General features: G+C 59.7%; 23 protein-coding genes and 1 pseudogene. 16 read left to right on the forward strand and 8 right to left on the reverse strand.

Annotated features, from left to right (window positions below; all coding sequences use genetic code 11):
• Positions 1 to 79: 79 nt before the first annotated feature.
• Positions 80 to 331: a hypothetical protein gene (locus ACZRKZ_RS03725; RefSeq protein ID WP_133099059.1), complete on the reverse strand. Its 252-nt coding sequence runs from the start codon at positions 329 to 331 to the stop codon at positions 80 to 82.
• A gap of 159 nt (positions 332 to 490) precedes the next feature.
• Between ACZRKZ_RS03725 and ACZRKZ_RS03730 the strand changes: the two genes are divergently transcribed.
• The 4 genes from ACZRKZ_RS03730 to ACZRKZ_RS03745 all read left to right on the forward strand — a co-directional run bounded on the left by ACZRKZ_RS03730 (position 491) and on the right by ACZRKZ_RS03745 (position 4218).
• On the forward strand, positions 491 to 967 hold the full coding sequence (locus tag ACZRKZ_RS03730) for a PaaI family thioesterase (protein WP_463980732.1): 477 nt from the start codon (positions 491 to 493) through the stop codon (positions 965 to 967).
• A complete protein-coding gene (locus ACZRKZ_RS03735) occupies positions 964 to 1428 on the forward strand; it encodes a PaaI family thioesterase (protein ID WP_463969681.1) in 465 nt (154 codons plus the stop codon). The genes ACZRKZ_RS03730 and ACZRKZ_RS03735 overlap by 4 nt, the downstream gene beginning before the upstream one ends.
• A gap of 90 nt (positions 1429 to 1518) precedes the next feature.
• A complete protein-coding gene (gene htpG, locus ACZRKZ_RS03740; protein ID WP_463980733.1) occupies positions 1519 to 3423 on the forward strand; it encodes a molecular chaperone HtpG in 1905 nt (634 codons plus the stop codon).
• A gap of 66 nt (positions 3424 to 3489) precedes the next feature.
• Positions 3490 to 4218 (forward strand): dienelactone hydrolase family protein, encoded by a 729-nt coding sequence (locus ACZRKZ_RS03745; RefSeq protein WP_463980734.1) that lies wholly within the window; start codon positions 3490 to 3492, stop codon positions 4216 to 4218.
• Positions 4219 to 4345: 127 nt separating this feature from the next.
• On the opposite strand, the gene ACZRKZ_RS03750 is transcribed toward ACZRKZ_RS03745, so the two are convergent.
• Positions 4346 to 5218, reverse strand: a complete 873-nt coding sequence (locus ACZRKZ_RS03750) for a pirin family protein (protein ID WP_463980735.1) — start codon at positions 5216 to 5218, stop codon at positions 4346 to 4348.
• Between the two features lie 64 nt (positions 5219 to 5282).
• Positions 5283 to 5711: an OsmC family protein gene (locus ACZRKZ_RS03755; RefSeq protein WP_463980736.1), complete on the reverse strand. Its 429-nt coding sequence runs from the start codon at positions 5709 to 5711 to the stop codon at positions 5283 to 5285.
• A gap of 92 nt (positions 5712 to 5803) precedes the next feature.
• Here ACZRKZ_RS03755 and ACZRKZ_RS03760 point away from each other — a divergent pair, with 92 nt between their 5' ends.
• The 4 genes and pseudogenes from ACZRKZ_RS03760 to ACZRKZ_RS03775 all read left to right on the forward strand — a co-directional run bounded on the left by ACZRKZ_RS03760 (position 5804) and on the right by ACZRKZ_RS03775 (position 9176).
• On the forward strand, positions 5804 to 6868 hold the full coding sequence (locus tag ACZRKZ_RS03760) for an amidohydrolase family protein (protein WP_463980737.1): 1065 nt from the start codon (positions 5804 to 5806) through the stop codon (positions 6866 to 6868).
• Between the two features lie 79 nt (positions 6869 to 6947).
• Positions 6948 to 7412, forward strand: coding sequence for a DUF3859 domain-containing protein (locus ACZRKZ_RS03765; RefSeq protein WP_463969687.1), 465 nt, complete (start codon positions 6948 to 6950; stop codon positions 7410 to 7412).
• A 138-nt stretch (positions 7413 to 7550) separates the two neighbouring features.
• Positions 7551 to 8321 (forward strand): annotated as a pseudogene (locus ACZRKZ_RS03770) (MCP four helix bundle domain-containing protein); the annotation flags it as partial.
• Positions 8313 to 9176, forward strand: a complete 864-nt coding sequence (locus ACZRKZ_RS03775) for a methyl-accepting chemotaxis protein (RefSeq protein WP_463980879.1) — start codon at positions 8313 to 8315, stop codon at positions 9174 to 9176. The pseudogene ACZRKZ_RS03770 and the gene ACZRKZ_RS03775, both read left to right, overlap by 9 nt.
• Positions 9177 to 9243: 67 nt before the next feature.
• Here ACZRKZ_RS03775 and fabB read toward each other — a convergent pair whose 3' ends face one another.
• From fabB to ACZRKZ_RS03800, 5 genes are all read right to left on the reverse strand, one after another.
• Positions 9244 to 10464, reverse strand: coding sequence for a beta-ketoacyl-ACP synthase I (fabB, locus tag ACZRKZ_RS03780; RefSeq protein ID WP_463969688.1), 1221 nt, complete (start codon positions 10462 to 10464; stop codon positions 9244 to 9246).
• Between the two features lie 11 nt (positions 10465 to 10475).
• Positions 10476 to 10991 (reverse strand): 3-hydroxyacyl-[acyl-carrier-protein] dehydratase FabA, encoded by a 516-nt coding sequence (gene fabA, locus ACZRKZ_RS03785; RefSeq protein ID WP_133099048.1) that lies wholly within the window; start codon positions 10989 to 10991, stop codon positions 10476 to 10478.
• A gap of 248 nt (positions 10992 to 11239) precedes the next feature.
• Positions 11240 to 13141, reverse strand: coding sequence for an ATP-binding protein (locus ACZRKZ_RS03790; protein WP_463980738.1), 1902 nt, complete (start codon positions 13139 to 13141; stop codon positions 11240 to 11242).
• On the reverse strand, positions 13138 to 14070 hold the full coding sequence (locus ACZRKZ_RS03795; RefSeq protein WP_463969690.1) for an ABC transporter substrate-binding protein: 933 nt from the start codon (positions 14068 to 14070) through the stop codon (positions 13138 to 13140). Before ACZRKZ_RS03795 ends, ACZRKZ_RS03790 begins: the two co-directional genes overlap by 4 nt.
• Before the next feature lies 1 nt (position 14071).
• On the reverse strand, positions 14072 to 16192 hold the full coding sequence (locus ACZRKZ_RS03800) for a TonB-dependent receptor plug domain-containing protein (protein WP_463980739.1): 2121 nt from the start codon (positions 16190 to 16192) through the stop codon (positions 14072 to 14074).
• A 195-nt stretch (positions 16193 to 16387) separates the two neighbouring features.
• Between ACZRKZ_RS03800 and ACZRKZ_RS03805 the strand changes: the two genes are divergently transcribed.
• The 8 genes from ACZRKZ_RS03805 (at position 16388) to ACZRKZ_RS03840 (ending at position 23123) form a co-directional block, all read left to right on the forward strand.
• A complete protein-coding gene (locus ACZRKZ_RS03805; RefSeq protein ID WP_149411468.1) occupies positions 16388 to 17413 on the forward strand; it encodes an NAD(P)H-dependent glycerol-3-phosphate dehydrogenase in 1026 nt (341 codons plus the stop codon).
• A 10-nt stretch (positions 17414 to 17423) separates the two neighbouring features.
• Entirely contained in the window at positions 17424 to 17771 is a 348-nt protein-coding gene (locus ACZRKZ_RS03810; protein ID WP_463980740.1) for a DUF4389 domain-containing protein, read from the forward strand.
• Positions 17768 to 18217 carry a phosphohistidine phosphatase SixA gene (gene sixA, locus ACZRKZ_RS03815; protein WP_463969693.1) on the forward strand — a complete coding sequence of 150 codons (450 nt, stop codon included), beginning with the start codon at positions 17768 to 17770 and terminating at the stop codon, positions 18215 to 18217. Before ACZRKZ_RS03810 ends, sixA begins: the two co-directional genes overlap by 4 nt.
• Before the next feature lie 86 nt (positions 18218 to 18303).
• Positions 18304 to 19971 carry an AMP-binding protein gene (locus tag ACZRKZ_RS03820; protein ID WP_463980741.1) on the forward strand — a complete coding sequence of 556 codons (1668 nt, stop codon included), beginning with the start codon at positions 18304 to 18306 and terminating at the stop codon, positions 19969 to 19971.
• 29 nt (positions 19972 to 20000) lie between these two features.
• Positions 20001 to 20444: a hotdog fold thioesterase gene (locus tag ACZRKZ_RS03825; RefSeq protein ID WP_463969695.1), complete on the forward strand. Its 444-nt coding sequence runs from the start codon at positions 20001 to 20003 to the stop codon at positions 20442 to 20444.
• A 97-nt stretch (positions 20445 to 20541) separates the two neighbouring features.
• On the forward strand, positions 20542 to 21351 hold the full coding sequence (locus ACZRKZ_RS03830) for an alpha/beta fold hydrolase (protein ID WP_463969696.1): 810 nt from the start codon (positions 20542 to 20544) through the stop codon (positions 21349 to 21351).
• Complete coding sequence (locus ACZRKZ_RS03835) at positions 21348 to 22202, forward strand: alpha/beta hydrolase (protein ID WP_149411474.1); 855 nt, start codon at positions 21348 to 21350, stop codon at positions 22200 to 22202. Before ACZRKZ_RS03830 ends, ACZRKZ_RS03835 begins: the two co-directional genes overlap by 4 nt.
• Positions 22203 to 22304: 102 nt before the next feature.
• Positions 22305 to 23123 (forward strand): DUF4892 domain-containing protein, encoded by an 819-nt coding sequence (locus ACZRKZ_RS03840; RefSeq protein ID WP_463969697.1) that lies wholly within the window; start codon positions 22305 to 22307, stop codon positions 23121 to 23123.
• The last annotated feature ends 64 nt before the right edge of the window (positions 23124 to 23187 follow it).

Here is a 23187-nt window from a genome sequence, read left to right on the forward strand (position 1 = left end):
AGGCAAAGTAAAGCCCGCTCTAAGGCGGGCTTTCTTTTGCAACATGGCTTTTCAAACCACGGTATTCAAGTCGTCAGACTCAAGAACCGGTTGCAGGCGTAGCAGGAGCACTTTCTTTGACCGCTGCTGCGTCAGATTCAGCTTTGGCTTTGGCGGCTTCAGCGTTTTCTTTTGCAGCGTCGTTCACTTTATTCTGAGCTTCGCTCATTTTTTCTTGAGCTTGTTCAGCATGTTGGTTGGCATCCTGAGCTTTGTCCTCGGATTTTTTATCGCAGGCAGCGAGGCCAAGGGCAGCGGCCAACATCAAGGAAACAGCTAAAGTCTTGCGCATGGGGTGTTTCTCCTTAGTGAAGATATCTACTGGCCTTTCGAGCCTAAGGTGCGCGTATTAGTTCCTTTAATCCCACAGATATATAAGCCGCGTCGCAAAGGAACTTTCTTCGGGGGGGACAAACTCCGCCGGATCAACACTAATAAGAGTCTCTATCGAATGACCGACAACCCTATTTTAGAGCGTGCGGTACGCTTTGTTTCAGCCTTGCGCCATTGTCAGGTGCTGGGTATCGAGGTTCATGACGCCAGCGCGGACGGCATGACCCTGCTCCTGCCGTACAGCGCGCACATCGTCGGGGACCCACAAACCGGGGTGATCCATGGTGGTGCCCTCACATCCTTGATGGACACGGCCTGTGGCATGGCCACTTTGTGCGTTCTTGCGGAGTTCGAGGTGTGTCCGACCCTGGACTTGCGCATCGACTACATGCACCCGGCTGAGCCCCACCAACCGGTTTTCGGCTTTGCCCAATGTTACCGGGTGACCACCGACGTGATCTTCACCCGTGGTTTTGCCTACCAGGATGACCCGCAGCAACCGATTGCCCATGTGGTGGGCACCTTCATGCGCATGGGCAAGCGACTCAAAGGCACGCAAGGTCTCGGTGGCACCATCAAGGGAGAACAGGCATGACCCACCGATTCAGGACCCGGATGGAACAGGCCCACAATCGCGGCGACTACGAGGCGTTACTCAACCTGATTCCCTACGCCAAGCTGATCGGCATTGAATGCACCCGCTTGGGGGACGAGTTGCTGTTCCGCATGCCCGCCAACAAGGACAACATTGGTAACCCGATATTGCCAGCGATCCATGGCGGCGTAATCGCAGGCTTTATGGAGCTGTCGGCGGCGCTGCATTTGCTGGTATTTACCGGTGCGCCCGGCCTTGAAAAAAGCATGCCGAAAATCATCGACTTTTCCCTCGATTACCTGCGTGCCGGGCAGTTTCGCGACACCTACGCCAAATGCCAGGTGTGGCGTCAGGGCCGACGGGTGGCCAATGTGGCGATTACCGCTTGGCAAAGCACCCAGGCAGAACCTATCGCCACCGCTCGGGCCCATTTCAAGATCCAGGAGCATGATAGCCCTTGAAATCCTGCTCTTAGCCCCCAACTTTGATGACAACCCGCCGCCAACCCTCAAGGGCGCGGCCACTGCCATCCAAGTTGGAGTTTGATGACCATGAGTGTGGAAACTCAAAAGGAAACCCTGGGCTTCCAGACCGAGGTGAAGCAACTGCTGCACCTCATGATCCATTCGCTGTATTCCAACAAGGAAATCTTCCTTCGCGAATTGATCTCGAACGCCTCTGACGCTGTCGACAAATTACGTTTCGAAGCCCTGTCCAAGCCAGAATTGCTGGAAGGCGGCGCGGAACTGAAAATCCGTGTGAGCTACGACAAAGACGCGAAAACCGTCACCCTCGAAGACAACGGTATCGGCATGAGCCGCGACGATGTGATCACCCACTTGGGGACCATCGCCAAATCCGGCACCGCTGACTTCATGAAGAACCTGTCGGGCGACCAGAAGAAAGATTCGCACCTGATCGGCCAATTCGGCGTGGGCTTCTACTCGGCCTTCATCGTTGCTGACGAGGTTGAAGTGTTCAGCCGCCGTGCCGGGCTCGCTGCCAGCGAAGGCGTGCACTGGTCTTCCAAGGGCGAGGGCGAGTTTGAAGTCGCCACCGTCGAAAAGGCTGACCGTGGGACTCGCATTGTCCTGCACCTGAAATCCGGTGAAGACGAATTCGCCGATGGCTGGCGTCTGCGCAACATCATCAAGAAGTACTCCGACCACATCGCCCTGCCGATTGAGTTGCCGAAAGAACAAGCGGCGGCCGAAGGTGAAGAGGCTCCTGCCCAGGAATGGGAAGTCGTCAACCGCGCCAGTGCCCTGTGGACCCGTCCTCGTACCGAAGTCAAAGACGAGGAATACCAGGAGTTCTACAAGCACATCGCTCATGACTACGAGAACCCGCTGAGCTGGAGCCACAACAAGGTCGAAGGCAAGCTGGAATACAGCTCGCTGCTCTACGTACCGGCCCGTGCTCCGTTTGACCTGTACCAACGCGAAGCGCCGAAAGGCCTGAAGCTGTACGTACAGCGCGTGTTTGTCATGGATCAGGCGGAATCCTTCCTGCCGCTGTACCTGCGCTTTATCAAAGGCGTGGTTGATTCCAACGACCTGTCGCTGAACGTGTCGCGTGAGATTTTGCAGAAAGACCCGATCATCGACTCCATGAAGTCGGCGCTGACCAAGCGCGTGCTCGACATGCTGGAAAAACTGGCGAAGAACGAGCCTGAGCAATACCAGGGCTTCTGGAAAAACTTCGGCCAGGTCATGAAAGAAGGCCCAGCAGAGGATTTCGCCAACAAGGAAAAAATCGCCGGTCTGCTGCGTTTTGCCTCCACCCAGGGCGACGACGGCGAGCAGAACGTTTCCTTGACCGAGTACTTGGCACGCGCCAAGGAAGGCCAGGACAAGATTTACTACCTGAGCGGCGAAACCTATGCCCAGGTCAAGAACAGCCCGCACCTGGAAGTCTTCCGCAAGAAAGGCATCGAAGTGCTGCTGCTCACTGACCGTATCGACGAGTGGCTGATGAGCTACCTCAGCGATTTCGACGGCAAGAGTTTTGTCGACGTGGCCCGTGGCGACCTGGACTTGGGTAACCTGGATTCGGAAGAAGACAAGAAGGCCGCCGAGGAAGTCGCCAAGACCAAAGAAGGTCTGGTTGAACGAATCAAGGCCGCCCTGGGCGATGCCGTCAGCGAAGTGCGGGTTTCCCATCGTCTGACCGATTCTCCGGCGATCCTGGCCATTGGCGAGCAGGACCTGGGCATGCAGATGCGTCAGATCCTGGAAGCCAGCGGTCAGAAGGTTCCGGATTCCAAGCCGATCTTCGAATTCAACCCGGCGCACCCGCTGATCGAGAAGCTCGATGCCGAGCAGAGCGAAGAGCGTTTTGGCGACCTGTCGCACATCCTCTTCGACCAGGCAGCCCTGGCTGCGGGGGACAGCTTGAAAGACCCGGCCGCCTATGTGCGCCGACTGAACAAGTTGTTGGTTGAATTGTCGGTTTAACACCGCTGTTAGAAAACCCCGCTTCGGCGGGGTTTTTCGTTCTAGTGATCTCAACTGGAGTAAATGATGAGCCAAGTCACCGTGCGTTCCGTGGTCTATCAGATTGATGGCCAGTCTTATGAAAGCCGTCTGGCCTTTGATGCCAGCCACAAGGGGCCGCTACCGGGCCTGTTGATGGCACCGAACTGGATGGGCGTCAGTGTGGGTGCCGAGGAGATCGCCAAGACCGTGGCCGGCAAGGGCTATGTGGTGCTGATCGCAGATCTGTACGGGCAAAGCGTTCGCCCTTCAAGCGGCGATGAAGCGGGTGCCGCGATGATGCCGTTGAAAAATGACCGGGCATTGCTGAACAAACGTATGCAGGCGGCCCTTGAGCAGTTGCAAGGGCAGACGGAAGCGGCGGTCGATACCTCAAGGCTGGCGACGTTTGGCTTCTGCTTTGGTGGGTGCTGCTCCCTGGAGCTGGCCCGTACCGGCGCGTCGTTGAAGGCCGCCGTTTCGTTCCACGGCACCCTCGACACGCCGAATCCAGCCGATGCGAAGAACATCAAGGGCTCGGTACTGGTACTGCATGGTGCATCCGATCCTTTGGTGCCCAAAGAGCAACTGCCGGCGTTTGAAGATGAAATGAACGCTGCGGGTGTGGATTGGCAACTGCTGAGCTACGGTGGGGCGGTGCATTCCTTTACCGATCCCGATGCGAATGTGCCGGGCAAGATGATGTATGACGCCAAGACGGCTGGCCGCGCGTTTTTGTCGATGCATAACTTGCTGGATGAAGTGTTCAAGGGCTGATTGCTTGGGGGGCGGTTTTAGAGGCGCGATTGAGTACATATCCGTTTCTGCGGTAACGGCGGATTAGAGTTACGCCCTGACCGAAATAACGGATATGTACCCAGCCGACCAGCAGCCCACACATTTTTCAAGCCTTGTTCCCAGGCAACTCAATCCGCTCACTTTCCCCCGGCACCGTCGGCCAATCCCCGGCCGCCCAGCGCTGCCGAGCCTGTTCGATCAGCGCCGGATCACTGGCGACAAAATTCCAATTGATTCGCCTCGGCCCATCCAGCGGCGCGCCACCGAATACCACGAGATGGCAATCAGTTTCGGCAAACAGCGCCATTGTTTCGCTTGCCGGTAAAACCACCAGGCTATGGACCTCCAGGGACTTGCCATCAAGCTGCGCCTCACCCTCCAGCACATACACCGCCCGCTCCTCATGCTCATGGGGGATCAGCAAGGTCGTGGCCGTCTGCATCTGCACCTCGGCGTACAGGGTTGGCGACAACACCGGCACCGGCGACTCCAGGCAGAAGCCGCTGCCGGCAATCAGGCGGATCTTTACCCCAAGGTTGTCACTCATGGGCAGGCTGGCGGCCGAGTGATGGCTGTAATGCCCCGGGCCTTGTTCGTGTTCCTTGGGAGAGGCCAGCCACACCTGTAGCCCATGCAGGCTGAAACCTCTGGCCTTGAGGGCTTCAGGCGTGCGCTCAACGTGGGCAATGGCGCTGCCGGCAGTCATCCAGCTGACATCTCCGGCCTTGACCACTTGATCGGAACCCAGGCTGTCCTTGTGCAGGAGTTCGCCTTCAAACAGGTAGGTGAGGGTGGAGAGACCAATATGGGGATGCTGCCGAATATTCATGCCGCTGCCCGGTGCGTAGCGGGTTTCCAGCATATGGTCAAAGAACACGAAAGGTCCGACGCTGCGGCATTGCCTTGAAGGTAACGGGCGCAGGATCGGTTGGCCCTCGACATCCTCGGCGCGAGGGCGAATCACAGTCACAGTGGTCATGGTACGTCCCAATCTGAGCGGGGTTGATGAGGCTGAGCATAACCCGCTCGATGGGATGTTGGCGCTATTGGCTGAAGGCACCTTCCGAGAGCTTGGTCTCGATGATAATTTCGGTAGTGGTCATCAACTTGTGTACCGGGCAGCGATCGGCCACGCTATGCAGTTCGTCGCGCTGGTCGTCGGTCAACACGCCCTTGAGGGTCAGCTTGACGTTGAGTTTGTATTTGCCCTTTTGCTCTTCGCTGCTGTCATGGGTGACTTCGACGGTGACACCGGTCAGCGGGATGTCCTTTTTCTGCGCATAAAGTTTGAGGGTCAGGGCCTTGCAGGCGCCGAGGGCCGCGTCGAAGTAGTCATGAGGGGAGGGCGCGGAGTCTTCGCCGCCCAGGCTCTTGGGCAGGTCGGTAAACAGCTCATGCTTTTCATTGCCATCAGCAATTTCGATGTTGTGGCGAAAGCCTTTGTCGGATTCGGTATTCACGGTAACAGGCATGGCGAACCTCATTAGGTGGCAGGATGAAGGTCATGCAGTTATAGAGCATGCTGGCACCTGGGTGTTCCCTGCTTTTTTGTCGCTGAACCCGGATGGGCGGCCGGGGGTCTACCTGTATTCGTCCTTATCGAGGTTTCCCCGTGCCTTGGACCCGCTTGAGTATTACCCTGTTGCTGGTCACCATCAGCGTTGCCACCCAAGCGCGCGACTACAGCTACAGCGACGCGCACCTGCATTACGTCGATTTCTTCCAGGAGACGGCAGGCATGGACAAGTTGCTCAAGGCCATGGCTGAGAATCGCATTGAGCATGTGATGCTTTCCGGCGTCCCAGTGGCAAAGAAATGGCACGAAGACGAGCCCAAGCGTCCGCGCTACTACGCTGGTGACGACGCCGATGCCTACTGGTACAGCGCCACGGATGTAATCGTCGCGGCGGCAGTGAATAAACTGACACCCGAACAACGCCAGCATTTCCACCCGTTCCTTACAGGTTTCAACCCCAACGACAAGAATTCCGCCTCCCATATCCAGCGCATGCTCGACCTCAATCCCGGCCTGTGGCAGGGCATTGGGGAAGTCTTCACTCGCCACGATGACCTGACCGCCCTGACATCGGGCGATACCCCACGGGCCAACAACGAAGCCATGACTCGGATTTATCATTTGGCCGCCGAAAATGATCTGCCAGTGATGCTGCATTCCAATATCACTTCCAAGCGTGAGCGCAATCCGCTGTACCTGGCGGAAATGGAAGAACCGCTGCGCAATCACCCCCATACACGGTTTATCTGGGCCCACGCTGGCACCAGCATGGAGATCCATCGCCACCAGACGCAGTTGGAGTTCCTCCTGCCGACCCTGACGCGGATGCTGGAGGCGTATCCCAATCTGTACATTGACCTGTCCTGGAGCGTGCTCACGCCTTACTTGCTGGATGGCGCGGGAAAGCCTCGTCCCGAGTGGGTAAAGCTGGTGGAGCGCTTCCCTGAGCGCTTTATGCTGGGTTCCGACGTGGTAGGGCGTTTCAGCAAACTGGGTAAGAAGATGCGCAGCTTTGATCCGTTTCTTGATGCATTGCCTGAAGACGTTGCGAGAAAAGTCGCCCGAGATAACTTTCTGGCGATTTTGCCCAATGTGGGAGCTGTCGAGCCTTAGCGAGGCTGACAGCTCCTGCGGTCATCTTCCCGTCACACCCGTGTCATAAGCTCCCGCCATCTTAATTAAGGAGCGCACCATGCATTTCACCCGTACAAGCGCCCTGGCGGCGCTGATGATGATTAGCAGCCTGGCCAGTGCCGAAGTCCGTATCGAAGGCCCGGTGGAATACGGCGTGTTTGACGGCCCAAAAGCCGCACTGCAATCGGGGGAGCGCGTGTTGCGCCGCAGCAACGAACAGATCCAATCCACCGAAGTGGTCCCCGCCAAGCTGGGCACCAAGTTCGGCCTGCGCTATCAGTTGGTCGGCAAAGTGGCTGAAGACACGCCGCTGACCCTGCTCTACTTTACCCCCGGCATCCGTACGCCCGACGGTGTTCGCCACGACAAGTTTGAAATCACGCAGAAGCTGGTGCCCGGCGCGCCTCAGGATGTGATGGCCTACGAGTTCACCGAGAGCCACGAAGTGGTGCCGGGAGAATGGCGTTTCATGGTGTTCCAGGGTGACCGCCTGCTGACGCAAAAGAGCTTTACCGTCCGCTGAATCGCTACAGCTTTGGCCGCAAGCAGCTAATGCGTTTTGATATCGCGTTTTCGTCTTACGCAAAACTCACAAGGCGCCGATACCTTTCAAGAGCAACCCGCTGCAGGTAGATGCAGCGCTTTTGGAAGGAGCCAACGCATGAGTATCAGAAGTCTGAATATCGCCCCCCGTGCAGGTCTGGGGTTTGGTTTGCTGGCGTTGATGGTGTTTGCCCTGGGCGGATTCGCCTTGCAGCAGATGGCCAATATGCGTGAACAGTCGGATCAGGTGGAAACCAACTGGCTGCCCAGTGTGATGGCGGTCGGGGAAATGAGTCAGGACCTGCTGCGGGTGCGGGCCTTGACCTTGCGCTTGCTGATCAATCGAGACCCCCTGGCGCTGGCGCAAAATGAACAAAAACTCATCGACATTAAAAACGGCCTGCACACCGCTCAGTCGCTGTATAAAGGGTTGATTGTTCTGCCCGAAGAGACGGTGCTGTTCGACCGCTTTAAAACCGAGCAGCAGCAATACCTGCAACGCCAAGAGCAAGTCATGGCGTTTTCCCGGCAAAACCAGCTGGAAGACGCGATCAAGGTCGCCAATGGTGATATGAATCACGTGGCCGACGAAATGGCCGGCACCCTGCGCGAGCTGGTCAATCTCAACAAGGTTAACGCCAATCAGGCGGCGACTCTGGCCCAGCACGTGTTCAGCCAATCCCGGGGCTGGGTGATTGGCATGATTGCCGTGACGACCCTGATCACGATCAGCCTGGCGTTGTTGTTGACTCGCAGTATCGTGCTGCCACTCTCCCAGTCGTTGAAAGTCGCCCAGGGCGTAGCTAGTGGCGATCTCACAGCAGAGATCGCCGTCAGCGGCAAGGACGAGCCTGCGCGCTTGCAGCAGGCGCTCAAGAGCATGCAGGAGAACCTGCGGGAAACCATCCGGCGCATCTTGGACTCATCCAATCAGTTGGCGTCCGCCTCCGAAGAGCTCAGTTGTGTCACTGAAGACGCAACCCGTGGCCTGCATCAGCAAAGCCAGGAAATCGAACAGGCGGCCACTGCGGTCAACCAGATGACGGCGGCGGTGGAGGAGGTAGCGAGCAATGCGGTGGCGACGTCCCAAGCGTCCCGCGAGTCTGATCGCATTGCCCAGCAGGGGCGCGAACAGGTTCATCAGACCGTGCTGTCCATTGAGTCCCTGGCTGATGACGTGGCCGCCAACGCCACGCAGGTCGAGGATCTGGCGCAAAAGGTCTATGGCATCAGCAAGGTGTTGGACGTGATCCGTTCGATCGCCGAACAGACCAACCTGCTGGCGCTCAACGCCGCCATCGAAGCGGCGCGGGCCGGGGATGCCGGGCGCGGGTTTGCCGTGGTGGCCGATGAAGTGCGGGCGCTGGCCCATCGCACCCAGCAGTCGACCCAGGAAATCGAGCAGATGATCAGTGGGATTCAAAAGGGCACTGATCAGGCCGTCAGCTCCATGCAGCAGAGCAACAACCGGGCACGTTCAACCCTGGATATTGCCAAGTCGGCGGGGATGGCACTGGAGGAGATTGCCTCGGCGTTTACCCTGATCAACGAGCGCAACCTGGTAATCGCCAGTGCCTCGGAGCAGCAGGCGGCGGTGGCGCGGGAGGTGGATCGCAATTTGATGAACATCCGCGACTTGGCGCAGCAGACGTCGGCGGGGGCCAATCAGACCAGTGAGGCGAGTCAGGAGTTGTCGAGGTTGGCGGTGGATCTTAATACGATGGTGGCGCGGTTTTCGGTGTGATTCATTTGCCACAATAAAAAACGCCCCGAACCAGTCGGGGCGTTTTCATGTGATCAAGCTGCGAGGCTTACTTGCCCTGCCAGCGTTTCAGCACCAGTGTGGCGTTGGTGCCACCGAAGCCGAAGCTGTTGCTCATCACGGTGTTGATGGTTGCATTTTCACGGGTCTTGGTCAGGATCGGCATGTCAGCCATTTCTGGGTCCAGTTCCTCGATGTTGGCAGAACCTGCCATGAAGTTGCCTTCCATCATCAGCAGGCAGTAGATCGCTTCGTGAACGCCGGCGGCGCCCAGGGAGTGACCCGACAGGCTCTTGGTAGAGCTGATGGCGGGAGCCTTGTCGCCGAACACTGCACGTACGCCTTCCATTTCCTTGGCGTCGCCGACCGGAGTCGAGGTGCCGTGGGTGTTCAGGTAGTCGATCGGGCCGTCAACGGTAGCCATGGCCATCTGCATGCAGCGGATGGCGCCTTCGCCGCTTGGCGCAACCATGTCGTAGCCATCGGAAGTAGCGCCGTAACCGACGATTTCCGCGTAGATCTTCGCGCCACGGGCCAGAGCGTGTTCCAGCTCCTCGACCACCACCATGCCGCCGCCGCCGGCGATGACGAAACCGTCACGCTTGGCGTCATAGGCACGGGAGGCCTTTTGCGGGGTATCGTTGTACTGGGTGGACAGGGCGCCCATGGCGTCGAACAGGAACGACTGGCTCCAATGTTCTTCTTCACCGCCGCCGGCGAACACGATGTCCTGCTTGCCCAACTGGATCTGCTCGACCGCAGTACCGATGCAGTGAGCACTGGTGGCGCAAGCGGAGGAGATCGAGTAGTTCACGCCCTTGATCTTGAACGGCGTGGCCAGGCAGGCGGAAACGGTGCTGCCCATGGTCCGCGTGACGCGGTACGGGCCGACGCGCTTGACGCCTTTCTCGCGCAGGATGTCCAGCGCTTCCATCTGGTTCAAGGTCGATGCGCCGCCGGAACCTGCGATCAGGCCGGTGCGCGGGTTGGAAACCTGCTCGTCGGTCAGACCGGAGTCGGTGATCGCATCCCTCATGGCCAGATAGGCATAGGCGGCGGCGTGGCCGACGAAGCGATAGATCTTGCGATCGATCAGCTCTTCGAGGGGCAGGTCGATGGAGCCGGAAACCTGGCTACGCAGACCCATTTCGGCATATTCCGGATTGAAACGGATGCCAGGGCGACTTGCACGCAGGTTAGCGGAGACGGTCTCTTTGTCATTGCCCAGGCACGAAACAATGCCCAGACCAGTGATAACGACGCGGCGCATGCGGATAACCCTTAAAAGTTGTCAGTGGAAGTAAATACGCCGACCCGAAGGCCTTCGGCAGTATAAATCTCGCGACCGTCGACAGTCACCGAACCATCGGCAATAGCCAGGTTCAGCTTGCCCTTGAGGACGCGCTTGATGTGAATGTTGTACGTGACCTTCTTGGCGGTCGGCAAGACCTGACCAAAGAACTTCACTTCGCCCGAACCCAAGGCGCGACCACGGCCCGGCAGACCTTGCCAGCCGAGGTAAAACCCGACCAACTGCCACATGGCGTCGAGGCCCAGGCAACCTGGCATGACCGGATCGCCTTCGAAATGGCAGGCGAAAAACCACAGGTCAGGGGTGATATCCAGCTCGGCGACCAATTCACCTTTGCCGTACTTGCCACCTTCTTCGCTGATATGGGTGATGCGATCCACCATCAACATGTTCGGGGCGGGCAGTTGCGCGTTACCTGGGCCGAATAGCTCACCGCGACCGCAGCGCAGCAGGTCTTCCCGAGTAAAGGCGTTTTGTTTGGTCATGCGAGCTCCTCAATAGTCCCATGCGGCAGGGTAGGGCAAATCTTCCCGACCGACTGAAGCGTTCATGCCTCACATCGGCAGCCTACACATAGACTATTGCGTTGTAGTGAAAGTCACAGCGTCAAGGTCATGAATGTACACTTGTGCACTGAAAATTTAAACCGGGCCGGTTTACGGGCCCGTTCGGGTGCCTAAGACTGCCGCACTTTCGCCTTTCACGCCAGTCGCAGTTGGCTGACGATGCCGATCTAATGAACCCACCGTTGTAAGATTTGCTGTAAATCCGTGCGTTTGAACGGCTTGGCCAGGTAATCGTTCATTCCCGCGGTCAAACAGGCTTCCCGATCACCCTGCAAGGCGTTGGCGGTCAGGGCGATGATGGGCAGGTCGGCGCATCCGGGCAATTGGCGAATCTGCCGGGTGGCCTCGTAACCGTCGATCACCGGCAGCCGGCAGTCCATCAGGATCGCGGTAAAAATCAGGCTCTCGGCACTGCGAATCGCCTCGGCGCCATCAGTGGCGATACTGACCTCAAACCCCAGGCTGCGCAGCATGGCTTCGACCACCGTGCGGTTGACGGGGTTATCTTCCACCAGCAGGACGTTGCGCCCGCCGCCCGCACTGGCTTTGCCTTCGGCATTCGGTGCGATGACCGGCAGGCTCTGTTGGTAGATCGCCAAGGGGATTTCAAGGGTGAACACCGAACCTTGGCCTTCTTCGCTTTTGGCCCGCAAGGTGCCGCCCATCCGTTCGGCGAGCGTGCGGGCAATAGGCAGACCCAGGCCGGTACCGCCGTAACGTCTTGAAATGGAACTGTCCGCCTGCTGAAAGGCGTCGAACATCAGTTCCAGGCGCTCCGCCGAGATGCCAATCCCGCTGTCGCGCACGGTGCAGGTGAACCACAGCAGTTCATGGTCTAGGTTTTGCCAGTGGGGCTCGACGGTGACGGTGCCGTGCTCGGTGAACTTCAGCGCATTACCGATCAGGTTCACCAGAATCTGCCGGATGCGAGTAGGGTCGCCCTGCACGCGCAATGCGTCCATGCCAGGCGCAATCAGTAACTCCAGCAACAGGCCACGCTGCACGGCGTTGTGCTGGAAGGCCTGGGCGCAACTGTTGATCAACTCCACCAGATTGAACGGAATGTGCTCCAGTTCCAGGGCTGCGCGCTCGATGCGCGAGAAGTCGAGGATGTCATTGATGACTTTAAGCAGGTGCTCGGTGGACTCGCAAGCCAGGGCGGCGTACTCAGTCTGCTCTTCGGTCATGGTGGTGGTTTCGAGCAGTTGCAGCATGCCCAGCACACCGTTCATCGGCGTGCGCAGTTCGTGGCTCATCATTGCCAGGAAGTCTGACTTGGCATTGTTGGCCCGCTCGGCCTCTTCGCGCGTCTGGATCATCTGGGCCATGGCCTGCTGCTGTTCACGGCTGGCCTGGTGCAGGCCTTCGGCGAGGTTATTGATGTGGCGCGACAGGTCGCCCAGCTCGGAGTCATCGACAATAGGTAGCGGGGTTTTGTAGTCACCTTGCTGGATGGCCTTGACCGCGTTGCCCATGGCGCTGATCGGTTGCGACAGGCTGGCAGCCAGGCGCCGCGCCAGCAGGAAGGTGAACAGCAAAGCGAACAACGCAAGAATCCCGGCCTTGAAGAGGATTTCCTGTTGACGCTGGCTGAAGGCGTCGTTGGACATGCCGACGATCACGCGGCCCAGATAGTCCGCTCGTGGCGCCTTGGGCTGCGCGGTGCTGTCCTGGAAAAAATCATTGCCCAGTTGGATATGTTGCAGCCGTATTGGCGCCTGGAACACTTTCACCGTCAGTGAACGGTCGTGTTTTTCCGAGGGTTGTTCGACGTAGACCAGGATGTTTTCTGCGCTGTCCTGGATTTCCAGGAAGCGCACGTGAGGCGTGGCCAGGGTCGCCCGCAACAGGCTTTCCAGCACGTCGTTGTTGCCGGAGATCACCCCGTATTCGGTGGCCGGAGCCAGTTGGTTGGCGATCAGTTGGCCGGTGTGATCCAGTTCCTGGCGCAGGTCCTGAATCCGCACGAAGGTGAAGAAGCTGATCAACAGCAACGTCAGCAACAGGGCCGGGCCCAGGGTGATGAGCTGGGTGCGGGTGTTGATGTCCCAACGTCGACGCAAGGTCATGGGCGTTTTTCTCCTTCGGCCAATCGGGTCGCAACGTTGGTTTCGTTCACCTGTTCGATCCCCAGCGAGCGTGCCACCTGCGCGTTGCCCACGACTTTGAAGTGTTCCGGGTACAGCGAGCGCGGCCAACTGGACGGTGCATGGTCCAGCAAGCGGTCGAGGACGTTTAGCCAGTCGTTCTGGTCGCTGTAGGTGCTGGCCAGGCTGCCGGCCCTAACGAAGCCGGCGTTGGGCCCGATCAGCGGCAACTGTCTGGCGTAGCTGCTCAAGAGCAGGTTTTTCACGGTTTTTGGGTTGTACAGCTGCGGATCGTCCAGCCCCAGCAACACATCGCTATTTTTGAACAAGGCTTGCAGCGGCCGACTGTCGTTAATGTCGTCCCAGTGCTGGGGGACGATTTCCAGGCCCAGGGGGCTGGCGTACTGGCGCAGTTCACGCAGCAGGAACTCGCTGTCGTTGCCATACAGCACACCAATGCGCCGGGCCTGGGGCAGGATGCTGGCGATCAAGTGCAATTGCCGGTCCAGCGGTGGATCGCTCCACAGCAGGCTGATCTTGTTCGGCAGGGCATTGCCCAGGCGTTGTCGGGCTTGCAGGCGGCTGATGCGCAGCACCAGAGTCGGCGGTCCCTGGGCCTCCTGCAAGCGCCAGTCCAGGCTTTGCAGGTCCAGCAGGATAAGGCGGGTGCTGGCGGGCAACTGGCCGGGAGCTGGCAGGTCTTTCAGCGGCTTGAAGTCGACCTTGTCCTCGGGACGCTGCTGGCTGAGTGCCTGAGCGAATGCCTGCACGCCGGGCCCATCTTCGGCGGCGATCAGCAGGATCTCGGCGGTCCAGGCGGGGGCAGCAAACATCAGGCTGACAAGCAGCAGGCAACGTCTCCAGAACCTTGAGGAAAAGGGGGCGGTCATCCGTGACTGAGCATGGTTCATGCTAGAACTCTAACTCCGCACTGAAGTAGAGCACGTGGCGCTGGTCGTAGTTATTGTCGGGCCAGGTAGTGGGCTGGTTATCGAGCCGTTGTTGCAACATGCCGGCCAGCTCCAGGTTGGCTTTGCCCAGGGCAATGCGTTTGGCCACCCGCATGTCGACCCGTTGGAAGCGGTATTGGTTGAGTGCATCGTCGCCATAATAGAACAACGCACTGGACCAGCCGGCGCCCCACTCATGCATCCAGCCGGCCGAGCCGCTGTTGCGGGCTGTTTGTTGCTGGTCGAGCGGGTTGCTGGCGCTGGCGTCGACGTAAGCATAGGTCAGCCGCAGGCGGTCGGCAGTGCTTACGTGCCAGTCGAGCTGAGTTTCAGTACCGATAAAGCGCGAGCTGTTGGTGTTGCTGGCAATGTACTGATTGTTGCGCAACGGTTCGCTGATCATGCCGGTGATTTCGTCATAGAACAGCTTCACGTCGAGGTTCAGCCCGATGTCGGCGAAAAAGCCGTTGTAGCCCAGCTCCCGGGAGCGCATCAACTCCTTGTCGAGATTGCCCGGGCCGCGTGTCTTGACGAAGTACTGGCCAGAGGTCTGCCCATAGGTAGGGGAGCTGAGGTTGGTGACTCGGTAGCTCCAGTTGACGTTGTTCTCGAACATGTCCGGCGAGCGGATGGCTTCGGAGTAAACGGCGCGCAAGCCGTGGCGCGGGTTGATCAGGTAGTTGACCGCGACCCTTGGCGTCAGTGAGTTACCGCTCAGGTGGGTGTTTTCGTACATCGCGCCGCCCTGTAGCAACCAGTGCTCGCTGGCGCGCCACTCCAGGTGGCCGAACAGGCGCCAGGTGGTGTCGTCGAGGGTGCCGTTAAAGTAGGTGTCGGAGTCGGCGCGGTCATAGCGGTAATTCAGGCCACTGACCAGGCGCAGGCTGTCGGACAGGCTCAGGGTGTCTTGCAGTTCCAGGTCGTAGCGGCTTTCCTTGGTGCTTTGGTCGATGTTGCCGCAGACGCTGTCTTGGCCGCCGTTTTTCCATTGGCCCAGGACTTGGTTGCCTAGGGCCTGTTCGGCCGCACTGCCCGGTGGCGCGCCATTCTGGCTGAATGCTTTCATATTCCGCGCCAACTTCTCGGCATAGTTGGGATTGAGCTGCCACAGTTGCGTCAGTTCGGGGCTGAACGAGACTTTGGCATCGCAGGCTTTCCAGATTTGCCGGCGATCCCATTGCTGGGCCGACCCCTGGATATACAGGCTGTGGTCGGGATTGAAATCGAAATTCCAGCGCAACGAGCCGGCATAGTCCTTGGCGGTGACGTCGGAATTGGTGCCGTTTTCGGTAATCTTGCCAAACACGGGTGTGTAGGCGTAGGGGCGCTGGTTGGTCCCTTCCTTGGCGCTCAATTGCCAATCGATGCTTTGTTGCTGGTTCAAGGTCTGGCTGACAGCCAGGCTGAAGCGACTCAGGCGCCTGCTGTCGCGGCGGTCGGCACCGACACGGTCGCTGTCAAAACCATCGTCCTGTTGCCCGGACAGTGAAAGTCGCAGGTCGCCGGTTTCCCAGCCCATGCCTTGGCTGGCGTACCAGTCGTTGATCCCGCGCTCGCCCCGGATGACTTTCATCCGCGTGCCCTGGCTGTTGGCCGGTGAGCGGGTGAGGATGTTGACCACTGCCATCAGCGCGTTGGCGCCATAGCTGACTGTGTTGGGCCCACGGAACACTTCGATGCGTTCGATATCCTCCATGGCTACCGGGATGTCGCTCCAGTCCACGGTGGCCAGGCCTGCGCGGTACACCGAGCGGCCGTCGATGAGCACCTGCATGCGCCGCGCTTCACTGGCATTGGTGCCGTGATAGTTGACGGCGGCCTGGTTGCCTGTGGTGTAGCCGACCATCATCCCCGGCACCAGCCGCAGCAGCTCGGCGATGTCCCGTGCGCCGCTGGCCTTGATCAGTTCGCTGTCGAGCACCGTCATGCTGCCAGGTACGGCAGCAGCCGACTGCTTGAGCCGGGTGGCGGTCAGGACTTGCGGCAGCGGTTGGCTGTCGAGGAAAAGATCGTCGGCGAGCAGCGGGGCACTGAACAACAGCGCCAGAAAGAAGGATGAGCGAGGAGGAGGGCCCGAATACACGGCACGGCCTTGATAATTACGGATAGCCGCCCATGTTAACCGAGGCAGGGGCTTTTGCCAGTCGCTGCCATCGCAATTACTGTGCTTCACTCGGTCTTTTTCCGACAAGCGCGGGAAATCACACGGGGGCTGGCCGCCAGCAGGTCGGCCCGTATAATGCCGTCATCGCCACTGGTATGGATTAACGAATTGCATATGACTGAACAGCGCCCTATTGCGGTCCTGGGAGGCGGAAGTTTTGGTACCGCCGTGGCTAATCTGCTGGCTGAAAACGGTCATCAGGTACGTCAGTGGATGCGCGATCCCGAGCAGGCCGAGGCCATTCGAGTTAACCGGGAAAACCCTCGTTACCTCAAAGGCATCAAGATTCATCCCGCTGTCACGCCGGTCACCGACCTGCTGGCGACTCTGGATGCGTGCGACTTATGCTTCATCGCCCTGCCGTCCAGCGCCTTGCGTTCGGTGCTGGCGCCCCACGCCGAGCGCCTGGCCGGCAAGCTGCTGGTCAGCCTGACCAAAGGCATTGAGGCCCACACCTTCAAGCTGATGAGCGAAATCCTCGAAGAGATCGCCCCTCAAGCGCGTATCGGTGTGCTGTCCGGGCCGAATCTGGCGCGGGAAGTAGCCGAGCACGCGCTGACCGCAACGGTGGTCGCCAGCGAGGATGAAGAACTGTGTGAGCGGGTCCAGAAAGTACTGCATGGCCGCACCTTTCGCGTCTACGCCAGTGCCGATCGTTTTGGCGTGGAGTTGGGCGGGGCGCTGAAAAACGTCTACGCGATCATTGCCGGTATGGCCGTGGCGCTGGGCATGGGGGAAAATACCAAGAGCATGCTGATTACTCGTGCGCTGGCGGAAATGACCCGTTTTGCGGTCAATCAGGGGGCCAACCCGATGACGTTCCTGGGGTTGGCCGGCGTGGGTGACCTGATCGTCACCTGCTCGTCGCCGAAAAGCCGCAACTATCAGGTCGGCTTCGCCCTGGGCCAGGGTTTGAGCCTGGAGGACGCGGTAACGCGCCTGGGTGAAGTGGCCGAAGGGGTTAACACCCTGAAAGTGCTGAAGGCCAAGGCCCAGGAAGTCGGTGTTTATATGCCGTTGGTCGCCGGTTTGCATGCGATTCTGTTCGAAGGGCGCACCTTGAACCAGGTCATCGAGCTGCTGATGCGCGCCGAGCCGAAAACCGATGTCGATTTTATTTCCACCAGTGGTTTCAACTGAGGAACGCGCGATGAACGATCCGAAAACGCCACCCAAATATGAATCCATTGCCCTGCGCATCCTGTGGATGCTGGTGTTTGCCCTGGTATGGCAAGTAGCGCAGTTCCTCCTGGGCGCGCTGGTGGTGGTGCAACTGATCTACCGCCTGGTCTATGGCGCACCGAACCTGAGCCTGATGAACGTTGGCGACAGCCTCAGCCAGTTTCTGGCGCAGATCGGCCGTTTCGGCAGCTTCCACAGCGAGCAGAAGCCTTGGCCGTTCGCCGATTGGCCAACCCCCCGTGCTCCGGAAGGCGAAGCTGCCCACAGCGCGCCGCCGGCACCGCATCCAGTGCGTGATGAGGAGCCGAAGCTATGAAGGTGTGGGTATTGCGTCACGGTGAAGCCGAGAGTCATGCCCGCAGTGATGCCGAGCGCAACCTGACTGACCATGGCCGCGAAGAAGTATTGCGCAGTGCGGCCCATCTGATCGGCCAACCGATCAAAGCCATCATCGCCAGCCCTTATGTACGGGCGCAGCAGACGGCGCAATTGGTGCGTGAGGCGTTGGGATTTGAGCCGGGAGTACGCACGGAGCCCTGGTTGACTCCCGATTGCAGTCCACTTCAGGTGCTGGATAAGCTCGACACCGATGACAATGTGCTGTTGGTCAGTCACCAGCCGTTGGTGGGAAGTTTGATCAGCTTCTTGCAGCATGGGCACCTGCGCCAGCCGCATCCCATGAGCACCGCGAGCCTGGCGGAGCTGGAAGGGGATTTCCCGTTGGCGGGGTTGATGAGCCTCAATAGCGTCAAGAATCCCTGACCCATCGCGCTCCATTTTTGTGTGCTATATAGTCAACCAAGCAAGTGCTTGGTTGGCTATCGTCGGAACACACAGGAGCGCGTCCCATGTCTGTCGCTTTTCGTTTGCCGTTGCAGGTCTTCTTCGAACGTGAAGCGCGCCATCCGCGCCAACGGTTTCTGGTCCAGCCCATCGGCGGCGGTCAAGTGCAGACCCTCACCTGGGGCGAGGTCGGCCATCAGGCCCGCTGCGCCGCGCACTGGTTGCGCTCGCGTGAACTGCCCCAGGGTTCGCACATTGCCCTGATCTCAAAAAACTGCGCCCACTGGATCATCGCCGACCTGGCGATCTGGATGGCCGGGCATGTTTCTGTGCCGCTGTATCCCAACCTCACTGCTGATTCCGTCGCCCATGTCCTGGAGCATTCCGAGGCGGCCCTGGCGTTTATCGGCAAGCTGGACGACTGGCCTGCCATGGCCCGCGGGTTCAAGGCTGGCTTGCCCACCATCAGTCTGCCGCTGTGCCCCGAGGGTGACTTCGATTACACCTGGGCCGACCTGCAGGGCTGTTCACCGATCCAGGACGACCCGGCGCCTGCGGCGTCTGATTTGGCCACCATTATTTACACCTCTGGCACCACTGGGCTGCCCAAGGGCGTGATGCACAGTTTTGCCGCACTGGGCTTTGCCGCCGTGCGTGGTACCCAATTGTTCGGCCTGGGGGAGGGTGATCGCCTGTTGTCCTACTTGCCGCTGTGCCATGTGGCGGAGCGGATGTTTGTCGAGATGGCCTCGATCTACACCGGGCAGACGGTGTTTTTCGCCGAAAGCCTCGACACTTTTCTTGTGGATCTGCAGCGGGCCCGGCCAACGGCTTTGTTCGGTGTGCCCCGGATCTGGACCAAGTTCCAGATGGGCGTCTACAGCAAAATCCCGGAAAAGCGCCTGGAGCGGTTGTTGAGCCTACCGTTTATCGGCAAGCGCGTGGGCCACAAGGTGCTCGTCGGGCTGGGGCTGGACGCGGTGCGTGTCGCGCTTTGCGGGGCAGCACCAGTGCCCGAGGCGTTGCTGCGCTGGTATCGGCGCCTGGGCCTGGATGTGCTGGAGGTCTACGGCATGACCGAAAGCTGCGGCTACTCCCATATCTGTCGCCCCGGCCAACAGAAAATCGGCTGGATTGGCCTGCCGTGCCCGGAGGTTGAGGTGCGCATTGATCCTGCCGGGGAAGTCCAGGTGCGCAGCGGTGCAACCATGCTCGGTTACTTCAAGGACCCGGTCAAAACAGCCGAGACGATTACCGAGGATGGTTTCCTGCGCACTGGCGACAAGGGCGAGCAGGATGCCGAAGGCCGTTTGCGGCTCACCGGGCGCCTCAAGGATATATTCAAGACCAGCAAGGGCAAATACGTGGCGCCAGCGCCCATTGAAAACCGCCTGGCGGAGCATGGGCGGATCGAGCAGGTGTGCGTCGTGGGTGATGGCATGGCTGCGCCGATGGGTCTGTGTGTGTTATCGGCGGTGGGCGTGCAAGAGGCGGCCGGTGCTGCGCGTCATGCCTTGCAAAGCAGCCTGGAGCGCCTGCTGGAGGAGGTCAACCAAGCCCTGGATAAACATGAGCGCTTGCATCGACTGGTGGTGGTGAAAGACAGTTGGGCAGTGGAAAACGGTTTTCTGACCCCCACCCTGAAGATCAAGCGCAATGTTATCGAGTCAAAGTACGGGGCACAGTTCCAGGCCTGGAGCGAGCGTTCCGAGCCGGTGCTGTGGCAGGATTGAGCACTCATAAAATCAATAAGGACACGTTAATGAGCCTGTGGCGCACCCTTCCCAATATCGAGCAATTGAATGGCATCCAGAAAAACACCATCGGTGAAGTGCTGGATATTCGCTTCGAAGCGTTTGACGATCAATCCCTGACCGCCAGCATGGTGATCGATCACCGCACCCATCAACCCTATGGCCTGCTGCACGGGGGGGCCTCGGTGGTGCTGGCGGAAACCGTGGGCTCCATGGCCAGCTACCTGTGCATCGACGCCAGCAAGTTCTATTGCGTGGGCCTGGAAATCAACGCAAACCACCTGCGGGGCCTGCGTTCCGGGCGTGTCACGGCGGTGGCCAAGGCTATCCATATCGGTCGCACTACCCATGTCTGGGACATTCGCCTGACCAGCGATGAAGGCAAGGCCAGTTGTGTATCGCGCCTGACAATGGCGGTGGTGCCTTTGGGCGAGAGTCCGCCGGCGCGATAGGCGTAGCGTGAGTGTCATCATTCCTGGCAGTTACAGTCATTGCTGTCGGTGTCGCACATGGTGACAATCAACCTCTGTTTTTAGTGATGGAACCGGTATGTCGCAGCACGTGTTTTTCGCTCACGCCAATGGCTTTCCTTCGGCGACCTACGGCAAGTTGTTTGCCGCCCTGGCCCCGGAGTACGTCGTCGCACATTTGCCGCAGCACGGTCATGACCCCAGGTTTCCGGTGGACGACAACTGGCAGAACCTGGTGGACGAGTTGATCCACCACCTCGAACAGCAACCGGAGCCTGTGTGGGGCGTGGGCCATTCCCTGGGCGGGGTGCTGCACCTGCACGCCGCCATGCGCTGCCCGCATCTGTATCGCGGGGTGGTGATGCTGGACTCGCCGGTGTTGACCTTGGCCGACCGCTGGGTGATTCGTGCGGCCAAGCGTTTTGGTTTTATCGACCGCCTGACTCCGGCCGGTCGTACCCTGGGTCGGCGCGAAGAGTTTGCCGACCTCGACACCGCCCGCAGTTACTTTTCCGGCAAGACCCTCTTTCGCGGCTTTGACCCTGAATGCCTGGAAGCCTATCTGCAACATGGTTTGCACCAGGTGGGCGACCGCCTGCGCCTGTGTTTTGACCCAGCTACCGAGATCAGCATCTACCGCGGGGTGCCCCACACCAGTCCCGGGCAGACCCGGCAATTGAAAGTGCCGCTGGCGGTGGTGCGCGGTCGGCAGAGTCGGGTAGTCATGCGCCACCATGCCAGTGGTGTGGCACGTCTGCCCATGGGCGAGATGCTGAGCATGCCCGGCGGCCACATGTTTCCCCTTGAGCGCCCCCAGGACACCGCGACCTTGATCAAGAACCTGTTTGCCCGCTGGGAAACTCGCCAGCGCGAGCGCAGTTGCGCATGACTACACCCGTCGAAGAGGTTCGCCTCAGCCTGCCGCATATTGAGCTGGCCGCGCATTTGTTCGGGCCTGAAGACGGTCTGCCGGTTATCGCCCTGCATGGCTGGCTGGACAACGCCAACAGCTTCGCCCGCCTGGCCCCCCAACTCAGTGGCTTGCGCATCATTGCCCTGGACATGGCCGGCCACGGTCACTCGGCCCACCGGCCGGCGGGGGCCGGTTATGCCTTGTGGGACTACGTCCACGATGTGCTGCAAGTGGCCGAACAACTGGGCTGGAAACGTTTTGCATTACTTGGTCACTCCCTTGGTGCCATCGTTTCCCTGGTGTTGGCCGGCGCCTTGCCCGAGCGTGTGACGCACCTGGGGTTGATCGACGGCGTGATCCCGCCGACCGCCACCGGCGAGAATGCCGCCGAGCGCCTGGGAATGGCGTTGCAGGCGCAGTTGAACCTGCAAGACAAGCGCAAGCCGGTGTACAGCACCCTTGATCGTGCCATCGAAGCGCGGATGAAAGGCGTGGTGGCGGTCAGCCGTGAAGCCGCCGAACTCCTGGCCCAGCGGGGGCTGATGCCGGTGCCGGGTGGTTATACCTGGCGCAGCGACAGCCGCTTGACCCTGGCTTCGCCGATGCGCCTGACGGAAGAACAGGCCATGGCGTTCGTGCGCAGAGTCGCCTGTCCGACACAGTTGGTGGTCGCCGAAGACGGCATGCTGGCGAAACATCCCGAACTGTTTTCCCAGCTTCCGTTCAATGTGGCGCGGTTGCCCGGAGGCCATCATTTGCACTTGAACGACGCATCCGGTGCTGCCCTTGTTGCAGACTGTTTCAATCGGTTCTTCACCATGCCTTGACTTGGCGGGGGCAACTGCCGAGGCTGGGCGGATTGAAAGGGAGTCAACCATGAACGATTTCAACACCGCAGCGACCCCGAATGGCCAGGGCTTGCTGAGCCGATGAGTATGCCGAAAGGATTTATCCGTATTTTGGGTCTGTGCTGTTTCAGCCCGCTGGTGTTCGCTGCCGACTTGCCAGGAAGCCAGGATTTGCCAGCCGTGGCTCGTCAGGCCGATGCACAGATCGTCGATTACCGCCCGGCGCAAGAGAAGGAACGCATCTACCCGATGGGTTCGATCCGCAAGATCAGCGGCCAGTTGCGCTACGAAGGCCAGGCCACTGCTCGCGGCCAGGCCACGGCCATCACCTATGAGTTGCCCGCCGAACACACCTCCAGTGCCGCCTTCACCGCGACGCGTGAAGCGTTGCAGGAGCAGGGTGCGCAGTTGCTGTTTTGGTGCCAGGCGCGTGATTGCGGGGAAAGCAGCCTGTGGGCCAATGAGGTCTTCGGCAATGCGAAGCTGGTAGGTGCCGACGGCCAGCAGGAATATCTGCTGCTACGCCTGGCGGCCCCCCAGGACAACTCCCTGGTGGCGCTGTATGGCATCACCCGTGGCAATCGTCGGGCCTATCTGCATGTCGAGCAACTCGACGCCAGTGCGCCATTGGGGGATTTGCTGCCGACCTCGGCAACCCTGTTGCGCGAGCTTAAAAGTACGGGCGAGCTGGACTTTCCCACTCTGGGGGCCGATCTTGACGCCACGTGGCTGACCTTGATTTCCCGTGGATTGAACCTGGACGCCACCTTGCGGGTCAGTCTGACAGGCCCCAATGCCGAAGCCTGGCGTCAGGGCTTGATCGACAAGGGCGTGCGTGCCGCGCGGATGGAAACCGGGACCGCCGAGGCCAAGGGCCTGCACCTGCAATTGCTGCGCTGACCGTTTCATGGCGAACGGACCCGCGCCGTTCGCCTAAGCTCTCCTCTTACAGACTTCTTTTCGA

It is taken from the genome of Pseudomonas sp. c313, assembly GCF_055407145.1.

Excerpts from the sequence above, each read along its gene's own strand:
- ACZRKZ_RS03775 (WP_463980879.1), top strand. The coding sequence starts at position 8,313 with ATGCAGGAGAACCTGCGGGAAACCATCCGGCGCATCTTGGACTCATCC.
- ACZRKZ_RS03725 (WP_133099059.1), bottom strand. The coding sequence starts at position 331 with ATGCGCAAGACTTTAGCTGTTTCCTTGATGTTGGCCGCTGCCCTTGGC.
- ACZRKZ_RS03795 (WP_463969690.1), bottom strand. The coding sequence starts at position 14,070 with ATGAACCATGCTCAGTCACGGATGACCGCCCCCTTTTCCTCAAGGTTC.
- fabB (WP_463969688.1), bottom strand. The coding sequence starts at position 10,464 with ATGCGCCGCGTCGTTATCACTGGTCTGGGCATTGTTTCGTGCCTGGGC.
- ACZRKZ_RS03825 (WP_463969695.1), top strand. The coding sequence starts at position 20,001 with ATGAGCCTGTGGCGCACCCTTCCCAATATCGAGCAATTGAATGGCATC.
- ACZRKZ_RS03790 (WP_463980738.1), bottom strand. The coding sequence starts at position 13,141 with ATGACCTTGCGTCGACGTTGGGACATCAACACCCGCACCCAGCTCATC.
- ACZRKZ_RS03820 (WP_463980741.1), top strand. The coding sequence starts at position 18,304 with ATGTCTGTCGCTTTTCGTTTGCCGTTGCAGGTCTTCTTCGAACGTGAA.
- ACZRKZ_RS03745 (WP_463980734.1), top strand. The coding sequence starts at position 3,490 with ATGAGCCAAGTCACCGTGCGTTCCGTGGTCTATCAGATTGATGGCCAG.
- ACZRKZ_RS03835 (WP_149411474.1), top strand. The coding sequence starts at position 21,348 with ATGACTACACCCGTCGAAGAGGTTCGCCTCAGCCTGCCGCATATTGAG.
- ACZRKZ_RS03735 (WP_463969681.1), top strand. The coding sequence starts at position 964 with ATGACCCACCGATTCAGGACCCGGATGGAACAGGCCCACAATCGCGGC.
- ACZRKZ_RS03765 (WP_463969687.1), top strand. The coding sequence starts at position 6,948 with ATGCATTTCACCCGTACAAGCGCCCTGGCGGCGCTGATGATGATTAGC.
- ACZRKZ_RS03840 (WP_463969697.1), top strand. The coding sequence starts at position 22,305 with ATGAGTATGCCGAAAGGATTTATCCGTATTTTGGGTCTGTGCTGTTTC.
- ACZRKZ_RS03730 (WP_463980732.1), top strand. The coding sequence starts at position 491 with ATGACCGACAACCCTATTTTAGAGCGTGCGGTACGCTTTGTTTCAGCC.
- fabA (WP_133099048.1), bottom strand. The coding sequence starts at position 10,991 with ATGACCAAACAAAACGCCTTTACTCGGGAAGACCTGCTGCGCTGCGGT.
- ACZRKZ_RS03750 (WP_463980735.1), bottom strand. The coding sequence starts at position 5,218 with ATGACCACTGTGACTGTGATTCGCCCTCGCGCCGAGGATGTCGAGGGC.
- ACZRKZ_RS03830 (WP_463969696.1), top strand. The coding sequence starts at position 20,542 with ATGTCGCAGCACGTGTTTTTCGCTCACGCCAATGGCTTTCCTTCGGCG.
- ACZRKZ_RS03760 (WP_463980737.1), top strand. The coding sequence starts at position 5,804 with ATGGGCGGCCGGGGGTCTACCTGTATTCGTCCTTATCGAGGTTTCCCC.
- ACZRKZ_RS03755 (WP_463980736.1), bottom strand. The coding sequence starts at position 5,711 with ATGCCTGTTACCGTGAATACCGAATCCGACAAAGGCTTTCGCCACAAC.
- sixA (WP_463969693.1), top strand. The coding sequence starts at position 17,768 with ATGAAGGTGTGGGTATTGCGTCACGGTGAAGCCGAGAGTCATGCCCGC.
- ACZRKZ_RS03810 (WP_463980740.1), top strand. The coding sequence starts at position 17,424 with ATGAACGATCCGAAAACGCCACCCAAATATGAATCCATTGCCCTGCGC.
- htpG (WP_463980733.1), top strand. The coding sequence starts at position 1,519 with ATGAGTGTGGAAACTCAAAAGGAAACCCTGGGCTTCCAGACCGAGGTG.
- ACZRKZ_RS03805 (WP_149411468.1), top strand. The coding sequence starts at position 16,388 with ATGACTGAACAGCGCCCTATTGCGGTCCTGGGAGGCGGAAGTTTTGGT.